15 protein-coding genes are annotated in these 15,718 nt (G+C 75.0%); 10 read left to right on the top strand and 5 right to left on the bottom strand.

From position 1 onward, the window contains the following. The first annotated feature begins 2 nt into the window (after nt 1-2). The 7 genes from GJV82_RS20735 to GJV82_RS09700 all read left to right on the top strand — a co-directional run bounded on the left by GJV82_RS20735 (nt 3) and on the right by GJV82_RS09700 (nt 8,671). Nucleotides 3-1,409, top strand: coding sequence for a DUF881 domain-containing protein (locus GJV82_RS20735; RefSeq protein WP_155099077.1), 1,407 nt, complete (start codon nt 3-5; stop codon nt 1,407-1,409). Between the two features lie 176 nt (nt 1,410-1,585). After that, complete coding sequence (locus tag GJV82_RS09725) at nt 1,586-2,068, top strand: FHA domain-containing protein (RefSeq protein WP_024839671.1); 483 nt, start codon at nt 1,586-1,588, stop codon at nt 2,066-2,068. Next, nucleotides 2,065-2,826: a transcriptional regulator FtsR gene (gene ftsR / locus GJV82_RS09720; protein WP_318657483.1), complete on the top strand. Its 762-nt coding sequence runs from the start codon at nt 2,065-2,067 to the stop codon at nt 2,824-2,826. The genes GJV82_RS09725 and ftsR overlap by 4 nt, the downstream gene beginning before the upstream one ends. Before the next feature lie 95 nt (nt 2,827-2,921). Further along, a complete protein-coding gene (locus GJV82_RS09715; RefSeq protein WP_024839673.1) occupies nt 2,922-3,395 on the top strand; it encodes a bifunctional nuclease family protein in 474 nt (157 codons plus the stop codon). 205 nt (nt 3,396-3,600) lie between these two features. Then, on the top strand, nt 3,601-4,188 hold the full coding sequence (locus GJV82_RS09710; protein WP_024839674.1) for a MerR family transcriptional regulator: 588 nt from the start codon (nt 3,601-3,603) through the stop codon (nt 4,186-4,188). Between the two features lie 175 nt (nt 4,189-4,363). Further along, entirely contained in the window at nt 4,364-7,762 is a 3,399-nt protein-coding gene (locus GJV82_RS09705; RefSeq protein WP_318657482.1) for a pyruvate carboxylase, read from the top strand. A 66-nt stretch (nt 7,763-7,828) separates the two neighbouring features. Continuing rightward, nucleotides 7,829-8,671 (top strand): MBL fold metallo-hydrolase, encoded by an 843-nt coding sequence (locus GJV82_RS09700; protein WP_155099076.1) that lies wholly within the window; start codon nt 7,829-7,831, stop codon nt 8,669-8,671. Between the two features lie 33 nt (nt 8,672-8,704). Here the strand turns inward: GJV82_RS09700 and GJV82_RS09695 are convergent, their stop codons facing one another. Together GJV82_RS09695 and GJV82_RS09690 are read right to left on the bottom strand one after the other, a co-directional pair. Beyond that, nucleotides 8,705-9,952, bottom strand: a complete 1,248-nt coding sequence (locus GJV82_RS09695; RefSeq protein WP_203231500.1) for a phospholipase D-like domain-containing protein — start codon at nt 9,950-9,952, stop codon at nt 8,705-8,707. Nucleotides 9,953-10,069: 117 nt separating this feature from the next. After that, nucleotides 10,070-10,339 carry a DUF7218 family protein gene (locus tag GJV82_RS09690; protein WP_318657481.1) on the bottom strand — a complete coding sequence of 90 codons (270 nt, stop codon included), beginning with the start codon at nt 10,337-10,339 and terminating at the stop codon, nt 10,070-10,072. 167 nt (nt 10,340-10,506) lie between these two features. On the opposite strand from GJV82_RS09690, the gene GJV82_RS09685 reads away from it, so the two are divergent. Beyond that, the gene (locus tag GJV82_RS09685; RefSeq protein WP_155099075.1) at nt 10,507-11,094 is read left to right on the top strand and encodes a DUF6928 family protein; all 588 of its coding nucleotides are present in this window, start codon (nt 10,507-10,509) and stop codon (nt 11,092-11,094) included. Between the two features lie 100 nt (nt 11,095-11,194). Here the strand turns inward: GJV82_RS09685 and GJV82_RS09680 are convergent, their stop codons facing one another. The 3 genes from GJV82_RS09680 to GJV82_RS09665 all read right to left on the bottom strand — a co-directional run bounded on the left by GJV82_RS09680 (nt 11,195) and on the right by GJV82_RS09665 (nt 14,199). Continuing rightward, complete coding sequence (locus tag GJV82_RS09680; protein WP_155099074.1) at nt 11,195-12,256, bottom strand: tyrosine-type recombinase/integrase; 1,062 nt, start codon at nt 12,254-12,256, stop codon at nt 11,195-11,197. A 453-nt stretch (nt 12,257-12,709) separates the two neighbouring features. Beyond that, the gene (locus GJV82_RS20025) at nt 12,710-13,756 is read right to left on the bottom strand and encodes a DUF4267 domain-containing protein (RefSeq protein WP_225873243.1); all 1,047 of its coding nucleotides are present in this window, start codon (nt 13,754-13,756) and stop codon (nt 12,710-12,712) included. After that, nucleotides 13,753-14,199 carry a cupin domain-containing protein gene (locus GJV82_RS09665; protein WP_155099072.1) on the bottom strand — a complete coding sequence of 149 codons (447 nt, stop codon included), beginning with the start codon at nt 14,197-14,199 and terminating at the stop codon, nt 13,753-13,755. The genes GJV82_RS20025 and GJV82_RS09665 overlap by 4 nt, the downstream gene beginning before the upstream one ends. A 15-nt stretch (nt 14,200-14,214) precedes the next feature. Here GJV82_RS09665 and GJV82_RS09660 point away from each other — a divergent pair, with 15 nt between their 5' ends. Together GJV82_RS09660 and GJV82_RS09655 are read left to right on the top strand one after the other, a co-directional pair. Further along, entirely contained in the window at nt 14,215-15,234 is a 1,020-nt protein-coding gene (locus GJV82_RS09660; RefSeq protein ID WP_318657480.1) for an ArsR/SmtB family transcription factor, read from the top strand. A 48-nt stretch (nt 15,235-15,282) separates the two neighbouring features. Then, the gene (locus GJV82_RS09655) at nt 15,283-15,705 is read left to right on the top strand and encodes a hypothetical protein (protein WP_155099071.1); all 423 of its coding nucleotides are present in this window, start codon (nt 15,283-15,285) and stop codon (nt 15,703-15,705) included. Nucleotides 15,706-15,718: the final 13 nt, after the last annotated feature.

The following is a 15,718-nucleotide window of genomic DNA, read 5'->3' as shown; positions in this document are numbered from 1 at the left end:
GCGTGAGCCCCGACCCCCGCGACCGGACCGGCGCCGACACGCCCCAGGACCAGACCCCGGCCGCCGTCGACCCCGACGTGGCCGAGACCGGCCCGCCCGCGCCCACCGACGCCACGGCCGACGCGCCCGACGCGGGACGGACCGACGACGGCCGCACCACCGACACGCCCGTCGCCGAGACGTCCTCGGACGACGCCCCGGCCCCTGACGAGGACGTCCCGGCCGACGGCTCCGCGCCCGACGACGCGCGCGAAGCTGCCGACGCCGCGACCGAGCCGGCCGACGAGGCTGCTGACGCCGTGGGGACGGCCGCCACCGAGCCGGACGCTCCCGCACCGGCGCAGGAGCCGGCGCCGACGGACCCGGACGACGAGGACACGGGCGAGGACGGCGGGGCGGTCGCGTCCGCACCGGACGCTGCAGACGTGGACACCGCGGACGTGCACACCGCAAACGTGGACACCGCCACCGAGGACGACGACCCCGGCACCGCGGTCGACGACCACGCGACGCACGACGACGCCGCCACGGACCCTTCCGACGCTCGGCAGGCCGCGGACGCGGACGTGCCCGGCGACGCGCCCGCGGAGCCCGCAGCCGCGACGACACCGGGCCGGCCGGAGGAGCCGCCGGCCACGACGGGCGCGATCGGCGCGGTCGGGCGGCACGGCACGCCCAGCCGGCCCGAGCCCCGCGGCCTGCGCGGCCTCGGCAGCGCGCTGCGGCCCCGCGCGTCCCGGTCGCAGATCGTCGTCGGCGTGCTGTGCGCGCTGCTCGGGTTCGCGCTCGTCGTCCAGGTGAGCCAGACGCAGGAGGACCAGCTGTCCTCGCTGCGCCAGAGCGACCTCGTGCGACTGCTCGACGACGTGACGCAGCGCTCGGGCGAGCTCGAGGACCAGGTGTCGTCGCTCGAGGCGACGCGCGACGAGCTGCAGTCCGGCTCCGGCCGCGAGCGCGCGGCGCTCGAGCTCGCGGAGGAGCAGGCGCAGACGCTCGGGATCCTGTCGGGGCGCCTGCCCGCCGAGGGGCCGGGGGTGACGATCGACGTCGTCGAGGGTCCCGAGGCGCTCGACGCGTTCGCGCTCTTCAACGTGCTCGAGGAGCTGCGCAACGCCGGCGCGGAGGCCATGGAGGTCAACGGGGTCCGGCTCGTCGCGAGCAGCTACTTCGAGGACTCGGCGGACGGCGTCGTCGTCGACGGGCAGACGATCGAGTCCCCGTACCGGTGGTCGGTGATCGGCGACCCGTCGACGCTCGAGACCGCGCTCGAGATCCCGGGTGGCGCCATGGCGTCGCTGCGTGCCGACGGCGCGCGCACCACGGTCACGCAGGAGGACCGGGTCGAGGTCGGCGCGACCGTCGAGCCCCGTGCGCCCGAGTACGCGACCCCCGTCCCGGCCGACGAGTGACCGCGGCTTCACGCAGCCCGTGGGCCGGGGTAGGTTGGGACGACTGCGGGTCGCGTGCACCGTGTGACCTGCGGGTGTAGTAGTTTTCGAGCACGATTCCCCGCACGAGGGCCGGTGCCCTCCGGTGCGGGATTTCCGAGGTCGAGCACGACGTGCGTGAGCCCCGAGGAGGCGAGATGAGTGTCCCAGGCGGTCCTGAGGTGCCGAACCGGGCGGGTAGCGACACGACGGTCAGCTTCGGCCGGATCGAGGCCCCGATCGAGGAGGGCGTGCAGCCCGGTGGCCTGAGCCCCGAGGAGCACGCCGCGGTCGCGGCCCTGCCGCGCCACTCCGCCCTGCTCATCATGCAGCGCGGCCCCGGGCAGGGGTCGCGCTTCCTCCTCGACGCCGAGCGCACCGTCGCCGGCCGGTCCGAGCACGCGGACATCTTCCTCGACGACGTCACCGTCTCGCGCAAGCACGCCGAGTTCGTGCGCGAGGGCGAGCGGTTCGTCGTGCGCGACGTCGGGTCGCTGAACGGCACGTACGTGAACCGCAGCCGCATCGACGCCGTCGCGCTCTCGACGGGCGACGAGGTGCAGATCGGCAAGTACCGGCTCACGTTCCACGCCAGCCCGCACGCGGGGGCCCCGGCGGGCGGCACGGCACCGCGGTCGTGAGCGCCTCGACGGGAGCCGCGCACGCCACGGTGCCCGAGCCCGCGGGCGGCCCCGAGCCGTGGCCGCAGGGCATCTCGCGGCGCGCGACCATGCGGATCTCCGACGTGCTGCGGGCGCTGCGCGCCGAGTTCCCCAACGTCAGCCACTCCAAGCTGCGCTTCCTCGAGGAGCAGGGGCTCATCGAGCCCGTGCGCACCGCGTCGGGGTACCGGCAGTACAGCCCCGCGGACGTGGAGCGCCTGCGCTTCGTGCTCGTCGAGCAGCGTGACCGGTACCTCCCGCTGAAGGTCATCAAGGAGCGCCTCGCCGCGCTCGACGCGGGCACCGAGGTCGAGCAGCTCGCCCCGCGCCTCGCGACGAGCGACGGCGAGCCCGGCTCCGCGGCCGTGCGCCAGCGGTACACGGTCGACGCGCTCGTGTCCGCGGCGGGCGTCGAGCGCGAGCTCGTCGAGGGCCTCATCGAGGCGGGCGTGCTGCGGCAGGCGCCGGGCGGTCAGCTCGACGCGCGGTCGCTCGACGTCGTCGTGCTCGCCGCGGGCCTCGCCGAGTACGGCATCGAGCCGCGCCACCTGCGCTCCCTGCGCACCGCCGCCGACCGCCACGTGAGCCTCGTGCACCAGGTCGTCTCGCCGTGGCGCGGCCAGCAGAGCGCGTCCGCCCGCGCCCACGCGGGGACCGTCGCGTCGGAGGTCGGGGAGCTCTGCGCCCAGCTGCACACCGTGTTCGTGCGGCAGGGCATCGACGACCTCACCCGCTGACCGCCGGGACGCGCCCGCGTCACGACGAGTCGGCCGCACCCCCTGCCGGATGCCGGGCGGAGTCGTACCGTGGAGGGGTGAGCGACGACGTCCCGATGGTCCCGGTCGAGGTGCTGGGGGTCCGTCAGCAGCAGCGCGACCAGGAGATCGTGGTGCTGCTGCTCGACGACGCGTCCGAGCTCGTCGTCCCGATCGTCATCGGGCCGCGCGAGGCCAGCGCGATCGCGATGGCCCAGGCCGGGCTGCCCACGCCGCGACCCATGACGCACGACCTGCTGCGCGACCTCCTCGACGCGGTCGGGGTCCGGCTCGAGCGGGCGGAGATCGTCGCGCTCGACGGCGGGATCTTCTTCGCCGAACTCGTCCTGAGCAACGGCGTGCGGCTCGACTCGCGCGCGTCGGACGCGATCGCGGTCGCGGTCCGCACCGGCAGCCCCGTGCTGTGCTCGGCGGAGGTCGTCGCGACCGCGGGCGTCGAGGTCGTGGACGTCGCCCAGCAGGAGGAGGTCGAGAAGTTCCGTGACTTCCTCGACCACGTCCAGCCCGAGGACTTCTCGGTGGACGAGTAGGGGAGCCCGGCACGCTCGACCTCCAGGACAGGTCGAGACCTCCGGGCACAACGGACGAAGCGGACCTTCGACCTCAGGTTGAGGGTTGGGCGGTCGGGTCGGCGCACGCGCGGGCGCGACACACCCCCGCGCTCGGGCGGTCGGTCGTTGACGGCCCCCGGCGGCGCCCATAGCGTGGTCGTGGACATCACCCCAGGAGGCGACAGTGAACAGCAGCGGTGAGGCGAGCGTCGGTGCCGGCGCGGCAGTTCCGCAGGGTGCGCAGGGTCTCCTCTTCGGGGAGGACATCACCGAGCAGGACACCACGACGGGCTACCGCGGACCCACCGCGTGCCGCGCCGCCGGCATCACGTACCGCCAGCTCGACTACTGGGCCCGCACCGGGCTCGTCGAGCCCACCGTGCGCCCGGCGTCCGGTTCCGGCTCCCACCGGCTCTACAGCTTTCGCGACATCCTCGTGCTCAAGGTCGTCAAGCGGCTCCTGGACACCGGGGTCTCGCTGCAGCAGATCCGCCAGGCCGTCGAGCACCTGCGCGAGCGCGGGGTCGACGACCTCGCGCAGATCACGCTCATGAGCGACGGCGCGAGCGTGTACGAGTGCACGTCGCCCGACGAGGTCGTCGACCTCGTGCAGGGCGGGCAGGGCGTGTTCGGCATCGCGGTCGGCCGGGTCTGGCGCGAGGTCGAGGGCACGCTCGCGGAGCTGCCGACCGAGTCGCTCGAGGACGACGACGCCACGGCGAGCCCGCAGGACGAGCTCGCCCAGCGCCGTCGCGCGCGCTCCGCCGGCTGACGCCGCCCACCCGCGCCCGCTGCGGTCGGGCGCCCCGGACCCGCCCGACGGCTGTGGACCACGTCACAGCCGGTGCGGCGGCCTGCCCTGCGAGGCCGTGGGAGGATCGCCCGGTACGTGGTGCGTCGCGCCCTCCCCGGTGCGTCGGCGCCGCCGGTCGAGGGATGGAGTCCCGGTGTTCTCGAAGGTCCTGGTCGCCAACCGCGCGGAGATCGCCGTCAGGGCGTTCCGCGCCGCCTACGAGCTGGGGGCCCGCACGGTCGCGGTCTTCCCGCAGGAGGACCGGAACTCCGAGCACCGCCTCAAGGCCGACGAGGCCTACCTCATCGGGGAGCCCGGCCACCCCGTGCGCGCCTACCTCGACATCGACGAGATCGTGCGCGTCGCGCGCGAGGCCGGCGCGGACGCCGTCTACCCCGGTTACGGCTTCCTGTCCGAGAACCCGGACCTCGCGCGGGCGTGCGCCGACGCCGGCCTGACCTTCGTCGGACCCCCGCCCGAGGTGCTCGAGCTCGCCGGCAACAAGGTCCGCGCGCTCAAGGCCGCCCGCGAGGCGGGGCTCCCCGTCCTCGCGTCGAGCGAGCCGTCGTCCGACGTCGACGAGCTCGTCGCGGCCGCCGACGCCATCGGCTTCCCCGTGTTCGTCAAGGCCGTCGCCGGCGGCGGCGGGCGCGGCATGCGGCGCGTCGACACGCGCGAGGAGCTCCCCGAGGCGCTGGCCGCGGCGATGCGCGAGGCCGACGGCGCGTTCGGCGACCCGACCGTGTTCCTCGAGCAGGCCGTGCTGCGCCCGCGCCACATCGAGGTGCAGATCCTCGCCGACGGCGCCGGGAACGTCGTGCACCTGTACGAGCGCGACTGCTCGCTGCAGCGCCGCCACCAGAAGGTCGTCGAGATCGCGCCCGCGCCGAACCTCGACCCCGCGATCCGCGACGCGCTGTGCGCCGACGCCGTGCGGTTCGCGCGCCACATCGGGTACCAGAACGCGGGCACGGTCGAGTTCCTCGTCGACACGGTCGGGGAGCGCGCCGGGCAGCACGTGTTCATCGAGATGAACCCGCGCATCCAGGTCGAGCACACCGTGACCGAGGAGGTCACCGACGTCGACCTCGTCTCCGCGCAGATGCGCATCGCGTCCGGCGAGACGCTCGAGGACCTCGGCATCCGCCAGGAGGACGTGCGCGTCAACGGCGCCGCCCTGCAGACCCGCATCACGACCGAGGACCCGGCGAACGGGTTCCGCCCCGACACGGGCCGCATCATCGCCTACCGCTCCCCGGGCGGCGCGGGCGTCCGGCTCGACGGCGCGACCGCGACCGCCGGGTCCGTCGTCTCCGGCCACTTCGACTCGATGCTCGTCAAGCTCACGTGCCGCGGGCGCGACTTCCCGACGGCGGTGCGCCGCGCCCGGCGCGCGCTCGCCGAGTTCCGCATCCGCGGTATCCGGACGAACATCCCGTTCCTGCAGGCCGTCCTCGCCGACCCCGAGTTCGTCGCCGGGAACGTCGCGACGTCGTTCATCGACGAGCGCCCCGAGCTGCTCGCCGCGCGCGAGAGCGCCGACCGGGGCACGCGCCTGCTCGCCCACGTCGGCGACACGACGGTCAACCGCCCGCACGGCGAGCCGCGGCGCACGATCGACCCCGCGACGAAGCTGCCCGCGCTCGACCTCGCCGTCGCGCCCCCGCCCGGGTCGCGCCAGCAGCTCCTCGAGCTCGGCCCCGAGGGCTTCGCCCGCGCCCTGCGCGCCGAGCAGCGGCTGCGCGTCACCGACACCACGTTCCGCGACGCCCACCAGTCGCTGCTCGCGACGCGCGTGCGCACCCACGACCTCGCGGCTGTCGCGCCGTACGTCGCGCGAGCCACCCCGCAGCTGTGGTCCGTCGAGGCCTGGGGCGGCGCCACGTACGACGTCGCGCTGCGCTTCCTCGGCGAGGACCCGTGGGAGCGGCTCGCCGCGCTGCGCGAGGCGATGCCGAACCTCGCGATCCAGATGCTGCTGCGCGGGCGCAACACCGTCGGCTACACGCCGTACCCGCACCGCGTCACCGAGGCGTTCGTCGAGGAGGCCGCGGCCACCGGGATCGACGTGTTCCGCATCTTCGACGCGCTCAACGACGTCGACCAGATGCGCCCCGCGATCGAGGCCGTGCGCGCGACCGGCACCACGGTCGCGGAGGTCGCCCTGTGCTACACGGGCAACCTCCTCGACCCGGCCGAGGACCTGTACACGCTCGACTACTACCTGCGCCTCGCCGACCGCATCGTCGAGGCGGGCGCGCACGTGCTCGCGATCAAGGACATGGCGGGGCTGCTGCGCCCCGCCGCCGCGACGCGCCTCGTGAGCGCGCTGCGCGAGCGGTTCGACCTGCCCGTGCACCTGCACACGCACGACACGTCCGGCGGGCAGATGGCGACGCTCCTCGCCGCCGCCGCGGCGGGCGTCGACGCCGTGGACGCCGCGAGCGCCGCGATGGCCGGGACGACGAGCCAGCCGTCGCTGTCGGCGCTGGTCGCGGGGCTGGAGCACACGGAGCGTGACACGGGACTGTCGCTCGCGGCGGTCGCGGACCTCGAGCCGTACTGGGAGGCGGTGCGCCGCGTGTACGCGCCGTTCGAGTCGGGTCTGCCGGGGCCGACGGGGCGCGTGTACGAGCACGAGATCCCGGGCGGGCAGCTGTCGAACCTGCGGCAGCAGGCGATCGCGCTGGGTCTGGGGGACAAGTTCGAGCAGGTCGAGGCGATGTACGCGGCGGCGGACCGCATCCTCGGGCGTCTGGTCAAGGTGACGCCGTCGTCGAAGGTCGTGGGCGACCTCGCGCTGCACCTGGTGGCGGTGGGTGCGGACCCGGCGGAGTTCGCGGCGGACCCGCAGGCGTTCGACATCCCGGACTCGGTCGTCGGGTTCCTCGGCGGCGAGCTCGGTGACCCGCCCGGCGGGTGGCCGGAGCCGTTCCGGTCGCGTGCGCTGGCGGGGCGTGCTGCGCGCGGCGGCGTGACGCCGTTGGCGCCGGAGGACGAGGCGGAGCTCGCGCAGCCGGGGGAGGTGCGCCGTCGTCGGCTCAACCACCTGCTGTTCGCGGGGCCGACGAAGGAGTTCGAGCAGGTGCGCCAGACGTACGGGGACGTGTCGGTGCTGGACACCCCGACGTACCTGTACGGGTTGGAGCCGGGTCAGGAGGTCGCGGTCTCGCTGGGCAAGGGCGTGCGTCTGCTCGTGGGCCTGGAGGCGATCGGGACGCCGGACGAGCGCGGCATGCGTACGGTGATGTTCACCCTGAACGGTCAGCTGCGCCCGATCCAGGTGCGCGACCGGTCGGTCGACGTGGACGTGCGCACCGCGGAGAAGGCGGACCCGACGCAGCCGGGGCAGGTCGCGGCGCCGTTCGCGGGCGCGGTGACGCCGGTGGTCGCGGTGGGCGACGTCGTCGAGGCGGGCCAGACGGTCGCGACGGTCGAGGCGATGAAGATGGAGGCGGCGATCACGACGCCGGTCGCGGGCACGGTCCAGCGTGTCGCGGTGGGTGCGGTGCAGCAGCTCGAGGGTGGCGACCTGGTCCTCGTGGTGGGCTGACCGCAGCAGGACGGCGGCCGGCTCGCGACGGGCCGGCCGGGTGAGAGGGCGAGTCGAGGAGGTTCCATGCGCGTCACGTTCCACGGCCACGCGTGCGTCACGGTGCGCCACGGCGGGCAGGTGGTCGCGGTCGACCCGGGCGCGTTCAGCGACGCCGCGGGTGCGCTGCGCGACGCGGACACGGTGCTCCTGACGCACCAGCACCCGGACCACCTCGACGTGGCGGCCCTCGGCGCGGCGCTGGCGTCCCGGCCGTCGCTCGCGGTGTGGGGGTCCGAGGCGGTCGCGGACGTGCTGCGCGGCGCGCTGGCGACGGACACGACGTCGCGCGTGCACGTCGTCGCACCGGGCGACCGGCTCGACCTCGGCGGGCTGGAGGTCGTGGTGGGCGGCGGGCTGCACGCCGTGATCCACGACGACGTGCCGCGCCTGACGAACCTCGCGTACCTCGTGCGCGGGGACGGCGGCGCGCTGTGGCACCCGGGCGACTCGTTCGACGAGCCCGCGCCCGGTCTGCTCGGGGGTGAGCGGCTCGACGTGCTCCTCGCGCCGGTGTCCGCGCCGTGGCTCCGGCTCGGCGAGACGATCGACTTCGTGCGGTCCCTGGACCCGTGGGTCGTGGTGCCGGTCCACGACGCGGTGCTGTCGGACGCGGGGCACGCCCTCGTGGACCGGCTGCTGGGGGAGCAGCGCACGGGCGGGACGTACGCGTACCGCCCGCTCGCGGTCGGGGAGTCGCTCGACGTCGCGGCGGGGAGCCTGGACGGCGCCGCGGACGCCGCGGCGGGGGCCCTGCGGCGGGAGCACCCCGAGTTCGGGGAGGTCGCCCTGCTCGAGGCGGACGAGACGGTGCCGCCGCGCCCCGAGGAGGCCGTCGCGGACGTGGCGCGGTCCGACCCCGCCCGGTGACGCCGTCGACGGGCTGCGGCCCGCGCCCGGGTGCTACAGGAGCGGGCGCAGCGGCGTGAGGACGATCTCGCTGAGCTTTGCGGCGAGCGACCGCGACTCCCACTCGGCGAGGGTGAGCTCGCGCGAGTTCGACAGGTCGACCTCGAACACCTTCTCCATCTGCTCGGCGACGCCGGGGTCGGTGATCTCGAGGTTGACCTCGTAGTTGCCGGTGAGGGACAGCCGGTCGATGTTGGCCGTCCCGATCGTCGTCCACGCGCCGTCGATGGTCGCGGTCTTGGCGTGCACCATCGCGTCCTCGTACAGGTGGATGCGCACCCCGCCCTTGAGCAGCGCCGTGTAGAGGCCGCGGGAGAGCCAGTCGGCGAGCACGTGGTTGGAGCGTTCCGGCACGAGGACCCGCACGTCGACGCCGCGGGCCGCGGCCGCGAGGAGCGCCGCGAGGATCTCGCGGTCGGGGATGAAGTACGCCTGCGTGATGTAGACGTGGGAGCTCGCGCGGTCGATCGCGTCGAGGTAGATCCCGCGGATGGGGAACACGAGGTGCGCCGGCGCGTTGCGGGCCGCGCGCAGCCGCGGCTCCCAGTGCACCGAACCCGGGTCGGCGAGCAGCGGCTGGTCGGACGCGCGGTTCGCGTTCCAGAAGTCGACGAACGCGTTGCGCAGCTCCCACGCGCTGGGGCCGACGAGCCGGACGTGGGTGTCGCGCCACTGCGTCGCGTACAGGGCGCCGATGTTGTACCCGCCGACGAACGCGATCTCGTCGTCGACGACGAGGATCTTGCGGTGGTCGCGGCCCGACTTGCGCACGTTGAGCAGCAGCACGCCGGGCCGGAACACGGGGTAGCGGATGACGTGGATCGGGGCGGGCAGGTCGAAGAACGACTGCGGCACGACGAGGTTGGCGAACCCGTCGTAGACGACGAACACCTCGACGCCGCGCTCGCTCGCCTCGACCAGCGCGCGCTTGAACTCCTCGCCGAGCGCGTCGGCCTTCCAGATGTACGTCTCGAAGAGGATGCGGCGGCGGGCGCCGCGGATCGCGGCGAGCATCTCGCGGTACACGTCCTCGCCGTACGTGAAGACGGTCGTCGTGGTGCCCGCGACCTCGACGTCGGCGGGGGAGGAGCGGGGGAACGTCGCCTCGACCGTGTTGCGGCGCTTGCGCACCGCGTCGGTGGCGACGAGCACGCCCGCGACGGTGACCGGCGCCGCGACGGCGAGCACGAGCGCGCGGGAGAGCAGGCGGCGGGTGGTGCGCAGGACGGCGTCGGCGGACAGGTGCACGCACTCACCGTAGCGGGCGGCCTCCACGGCGCGACCCGGGCGCGAGCGGGGGCGCGGGTGAGATCCGCCGCACCGCGGCTCGCGCGCGGCCGCGGTGCGGCGCCCCGACCGTCAGTGCGAGCGCAGGGCGCGCACGAGCTCCGCCTTGCGCATCGAGGACCGGCCGTCGATGCCGATCTCGGCGGCCCGCTTGCGCAGCTCGTCGACGGTCCAGTCGTCGTAGTCGCCCGACTTCCCGCCCTTGCGCGCGACGCTCGAGCGGGACGACCCCGCTGCGGCGTTCGCGATGCGGGCCGCCTTCTCCTTCGAGTCGCCCTCGTCGCGCAGCTTCTCGTACAGCTCGGGGTCCTTCACGCTCGGGCCCGGCTTGCGCTTCGGCACGTCGGCCTCCCTCCCGTCGGTCCGGCAACCCGGTCGGCGCCGGCTCCTCGCCAGGCTCTCGCCGACCGGTGGTGCTCGCACGCGGAGGTCGCTCGTGCACGACGACGGGCCGCGGCGTCCGGGCCGGGTGCGCCCGACGCCGACGTGCGGTCCCCTACGCTCTCCGGATGGGTCTGAGCTTCTCTCTGCTGGCGTACTCGCGGGACGGCGCGCTCGACCTCACGAGGCCTGCCGGCGAGGCGGAAGCCGAGTCCGTGATGCGGCGCCTCTTCCCGCGAACCCCCTACCGCCTGGTGGGGCTGCGCCCCCTGCTCGAGACCTGTTTCCCGCCGCGGGAGAGACCTGCGGTGGGGGTGTTCGACGACGGGGTGCTCATCGCGACGAGGGACGCCCACCTGTACGACCCGTCCATGCTCCACGCGCGGTACCTCAAGCTCGCCGAGTGGCCCGACGTGGAGCTGCTCACCGCGTCGTCGTCGAACGACATGTTCGCCTACGGCCGGTGGTTGTCCGGTGCGCTGTCACGCTCCCTCTCGGTCAACGCCGTGGCCGGGGTGTGGTCCGACCGAGGAACGCCAGGCGCCTTCCCGGGCGACGACCTGGTGACGCCTCAGAGGTGGCTCGACCTGTGCAACGCGGCGCTGGCCTCGGTGCTGGCGCTCGAGGGGGACGCGGCTCCACCGGTCGCGCAACCGGTGCCCTGGGAGGACGTCGCCCTGCACGCTTTCGCGCGGTCGGTACCACCCGCGTCGTGAACCGGCACCGGACCTGCGCTCCCGGTGAACCGTCGGTCGAGCCGCTCCACCTCGACCGCGCCGCACCGAGACGACGCTGCGTCTCCGCGGGTGCAGGACGTCAGGCTTGCGTGGGCTCGAGCGCGGCCGTCAGCGGGTGGGCGCGGATCGCGGCCGCGAGCTCGCCCTCGATGCGGTCGAGGTACACGCCCGTCGTCGCGATGGACGCGTGCCCGAGGAGCTCGGCCACGACCTTGACGTCCCAGCCCTCGGCGGCGAGCAGCGTCGCGGTCGTGTGACGCAGGGCGTGCGGCGTGGCCTCGCGGCGGTACTGCGCGGGCATGCGCTCGACGCACCGACGCAGGAGTCCCCGCACGGCCTGCGCGTCGATGCGCCGCCCGCGCCACGACAGCAGGAGCGCGCGCTGGGCGTCCGGGTCGTCGGGGCGCCGCGCGAGGAGCGCGGGCCGCAGCCGCGCGAGGTACTCCTCGAGCGCGTCGGCGAGCGGGGGCGAGAGCGTGACGGTGCGCACGTGACCGCCCTTGCCCTGGATGCGCCACCGCGTCTGGTCCGGCCCGCGGGAGAAGTCGTCGAGGTTCGCGCGCTCGAGCTCGGACACGCGCGGCCCGAGGACGAGGAGGAGCGCGACGACGAGGCGGTCGCGCAGCTGGAGGTCCTGGTCGCGCCGCGACGCCGCCGCGGTGCCGGGCGAGCGGGCGGCGGACACCTCCAGCAGCGACGCCGCCGACCCCGCGGACAGCGCGGTGCGGGCCACGCGCAGCCCGTCACGCAGACGCGCCGGGGGAGCGGCCCACTGCATCGGGTCGGCCTGCACCCAGCCCTCGCGCGCGGCGTGCGCGAAGAAGCGGGTCACGGACTGGCGGAAGCGGTTCACCGTCGCGGCGGAGCGACCCGTGGTCCCGGGCTTGCGGGACGCGTCCGCGTACCGGCCGTCGGGCGTGATCTGGTAGCGCAGGAGCACGTCGTCGACGTCCTCGCCGCTGACGTCGTCCAGCACCCGCGCGGGCCCGGCGAGGCGGGCGAACTCGGCGACGTCGCGCTCGTAGCTGCGGCGCGTCGTCGGGGACAGCACGCCGCGCAGCGTCTGCGCCGCGACGGACGCGAGGTAGCGGTCGGCGGCCTCGGCGACGGTGATCCGCTCGAGGCGGGGCGGGGCGACCATGGGGCCTCCTCGTCGTGTCGGTCGTCGGCGTGTCGGGTCGTGGCGTCAGCCTAGGCCGGGGCACCGACACGCGCGGACCGTCCCACGGCGCCGTGACCTGCGCCGACGCGGCATCCGGGGGAGCGGGTCGNGGGTCGGAGCCGAGGGGGACGGAGCCGAGGGGGACGGAGCCGAGGGGGACGGAGCCGAGGGGGACGGAGCCGAGGGGGACGGAGCCGAGGGGGACCGGTGGGCGGACGGCGCACCTGCGGCACGTGCGCGGGGAGTGACCTGGTGGCGCGGTGCGAGCCCGGCGTGACGGGCGAGCCCAGCCTGGTGGGTGAGCCCGCGCCGGTGGGCGGTCAGACGTCGACACGTCGTGGGGGCTGCGCCGTCTCGCAGCACGACCGGTCACGACCTACGTGTCACCACGCTGTTGACCTAAACACAATGGTTTGAACTGTATGTCCGATTCTAGGCATCGTAGCCGAGGGTGCGGTCGCGCACCAGGCGCCGCCGCGGGCGGTCCTGCGAGCCGTTCGGCGCGGAGGCCGGGCGCGGTGCGTCACCCTCGGGCGCGGCAGGTCGCGCCTGCCCGGGGGACACCGAGCGCCAGGCCCACACGGACGCCGCCGCGACGCCCGCGACGACCCCGACGACGAGGAACGCCACGACGGTCAGCGCGAGCACCGGGAGCCATCCGAGCGTCGCGAGCACCGTGACGACGACGCCTCGCGGGCGCCGCCGGCCGTCCGGAGCGAGCCTGGCGAACGGCGCCGTCACGGTCGACGTGGCGAACGGTGCGCCCAGCGACGCCCGGACCGGCCGTCCGGGCGTCGCCCAGCGGCGATCCCGCGGGGACGCGAGGCCGGGGAGCCGAGGTACGGAGGTCGTCGTGCTCATGCCTGAAGGGGAGCGCGCGAGCCGCCTGCCTGATGCGCTCCGAGGGCTCTCGATGCGCCGAAATGACATAATGTACATTATCGGCGCAACGCGGAAGGGTTCGTCAGAACAGGTGCAGCGCTCCACGAGCCCCTCTCGGGCCTCTCTCGTGTCGAGCAGATGGTCGTGGTTCGTCCGTCCGTGCTCACGCACCGGGTCCGCCTGCTCGACCGGCGGCGTCGCCCGTCGCCTCCCCGGCGCGTCAGGCGGCGAGCAGCGGCACGGCCGCGGCGGCCATGACCGCCGCGGTGCTGCCGTGCGCCGGGGTCCACCGGAGTGCACGACGACGACCGCGTCACCGGCGGGTATCGCCGCGGCGACGAGGAGGCACGCGCCGAGCAGGCCGGGTGACCCGGCGGCCAGGACGACGAGCAGGAGCAGGCCGCTGCCGACGTCCCGGACGGCCTTGACGCGCAGCCAGGCACGCACGGCGGGGTCGTCGGTCGTCGTGCCGGGGATGCCGAAGCCGGCCGCCGTGCGGGGCGCGCGCCACCCGTGCACGCCCAGCGCGACGACGCCGAGGGCGACCAGGCCCGCGAGCGCCGTCGCGACGTGGACGAGCGTCGTGGTGCCGGTCATCGGTGGTGCTCGTCGGCCGGGTGCTCGTCAGCCGGGTGGTTGTCGTGGCGTGCGTGGAGCTGCGGGAGGTCGTGCTCGTCGGTGGTGGCGAGCGCGGCGAAGTAGTCCTCGCGCGGGACTCCGGGTGTGAGGAGCATGAGGACCGTGGCGGGTTCGGGGCGGGTCTTGCGCAGGGCGTGCACTCCCCCGCGTGGTGCGTGGGCGGTGTCGCCGGGTCGCAGGGTGCGCCAGGTGGTGCCGTCGTAGTAGTCGATCTCCCCCGTCTCGACGACGAACGTCTCGTCGAAGGTGGTGTGCCGGTGGGGTGCGGGGCCGCGGCTGGTGGGTGCGAGGCGCCACCGGTAGAGGCTGGCGGCGCCGCCGGTCTGGGTGGGTCGGGCGAGGATCTCGACGGTGGAGCCGTTGGCTCCGAGGGCGATGGTGCGGGTGTCGGTGTGGGTCATGGTGGGAGTCTTCGCGTGCGGCGCGGGTGCTGGTGCTCGTTTCGGTCGTGGCCGCACAATGTGCGGGTGATCCGGTATCGGCTGGGGCCTGGTGCGTCGGGTGTGCGGTGGGCGATGTCGCCGGTGCACGAGGTGGTGAGCCTGGCGCGGGTGCTGACGCAGCCGGGGCGGCACGCGGGGTTCGGTCCGTGGTTGCGGCGGCGTCGGGAGCGGTGGGCGGGTCTGGACCTGTCGGCGTTGACGGTGTTCATGGCGGACGGCGCGTACCGGCCGGACTTCCTGGACCCGCCGCCGGCGTCGGACGAGCCGTCGTTCGAGGACGGGTTGGCGGCGGTGCTGGCGGCGCCGGTGGAGCAGGTGCGTGCGGAGCTGGTGGACGCGACGCGGCGGTGCGCGCCGGCGGTGCGGGCTCGGCTGCTGGGTGACCCGGAGGGTGCGCGGTCGGCGGCTGCGGACGCGGTGCGCCGGTTGTGGGAGGCGGCGGTGGAGCCGGAGTGGGTGTCGATGCGTCGTGCGTTGCGTGCGGAGCTGGTGGACCGGGCGCTGCAGGTGGGTCGTGAGGGGCTGGGGGCGGTGCTGCCGCGGCTGCACGGGTCGTTGACGTTCGCGGAGGGAACGGTCGCGGTGCGCTCGGCGGTGGACGTCGAGGTCGCGGGGCGCGGCGGGTTGGTCCTGGTGCCGTCGTTGTTCATCACGGACCGGGTGCAGTGCGCGACGTCGGACCACTGGTCGCCCGCGGTGTTCTACCCGGCGTCGGGGCGTTACCTGTGGTCGCCGCCGCCGGCGCCGCGGTCGTTGGACCGGTTGGTGGGGGCGAGCCGGGCGCGGATCCTCGCGTCGCTCGCCACTCCCCTGCAGACGACGGCGGTGGCGGGCCTGCTGGGGGTGGCGGCGTCGACGGCGAGCGAGCACCTGGCGGTGCTGCGTGACGCGGGCCTGGTGGACAGCACGCGTGCGGGGCGCACGGTCACGCACGAGCTCACGGACGCGGGCCGGGCGCTGCTGGCCGCTGCGGGCGGGGCGGGCACGGCGTAGGGGGTGGCGGGGTCGTCGGCTGCGGTCGCGGGGTGTCTACTAGGTCCCATGAGCTCTCCGGTGCTGGGCCCTGGGACGCGCTGGGCGATCGACGCGGTGACGGCGCTGCGTCTCGTGCGGGAGGACCCGGGTCTGGGTGGGCGGCGCCCGCTCGTGGGGCCGTCGGTGCTGCGCAGCCATGCGCTGTCGATCCTTTACGGCGACGTGCGCCGGGGTGTGCTGGACGAGGCGACGGCGCGCGCCCACCTGGACGGTGTGGCGACGCTGAAGGTGCGTCTGCTCGGTGACCGCGTGTCCCGGGCGGTGGCGTGGCGGGTCGCGCGCGAGCTCGACGCGCCGGACACCGCGGTCGCGGAGTACGTGGCGGTCGCGATGCTGCAGGCGGACGTGCTCGTGGCGGGCGACGCGGGCGTGGCGGCCGCGGCGGAGGGCCGGGTGCCGCTCGTCGCGTACGAGGACCTGCTGCGCTGACCGCCCGCACCGC

Origin of the sequence: Cellulosimicrobium composti, assembly GCF_009711085.1 — a bacterium.
GTDB lineage: Bacteria > Actinomycetota > Actinomycetes > Actinomycetales > Cellulomonadaceae > Cellulosimicrobium > Cellulosimicrobium composti.
This window is presented reverse-complemented; position numbering and strand designations above follow the sequence as displayed.

Excerpts from the sequence above, each read along its gene's own strand:
- GJV82_RS09655 (WP_155099071.1), top strand. The coding sequence starts at position 15,283 with ATGAGCTCTCCGGTGCTGGGCCCTGGGACGCGCTGGGCGATCGACGCG.
- GJV82_RS09700 (WP_155099076.1), top strand. The coding sequence starts at position 7,829 with ATGCGCGTCACGTTCCACGGCCACGCGTGCGTCACGGTGCGCCACGGC.
- GJV82_RS09715 (WP_024839673.1), top strand. The coding sequence starts at position 2,922 with ATGGTCCCGGTCGAGGTGCTGGGGGTCCGTCAGCAGCAGCGCGACCAG.
- GJV82_RS09665 (WP_155099072.1), bottom strand. The coding sequence starts at position 14,199 with ATGACCCACACCGACACCCGCACCATCGCCCTCGGAGCCAACGGCTCC.
- GJV82_RS09685 (WP_155099075.1), top strand. The coding sequence starts at position 10,507 with ATGGGTCTGAGCTTCTCTCTGCTGGCGTACTCGCGGGACGGCGCGCTC.
- GJV82_RS20025 (WP_225873243.1), bottom strand. The coding sequence starts at position 13,756 with ATGACCGGCACCACGACGCTCGTCCACGTCGCGACGGCGCTCGCGGGC.
- GJV82_RS09725 (WP_024839671.1), top strand. The coding sequence starts at position 1,586 with ATGAGTGTCCCAGGCGGTCCTGAGGTGCCGAACCGGGCGGGTAGCGAC.
- GJV82_RS09680 (WP_155099074.1), bottom strand. The coding sequence starts at position 12,256 with ATGGTCGCCCCGCCCCGCCTCGAGCGGATCACCGTCGCCGAGGCCGCC.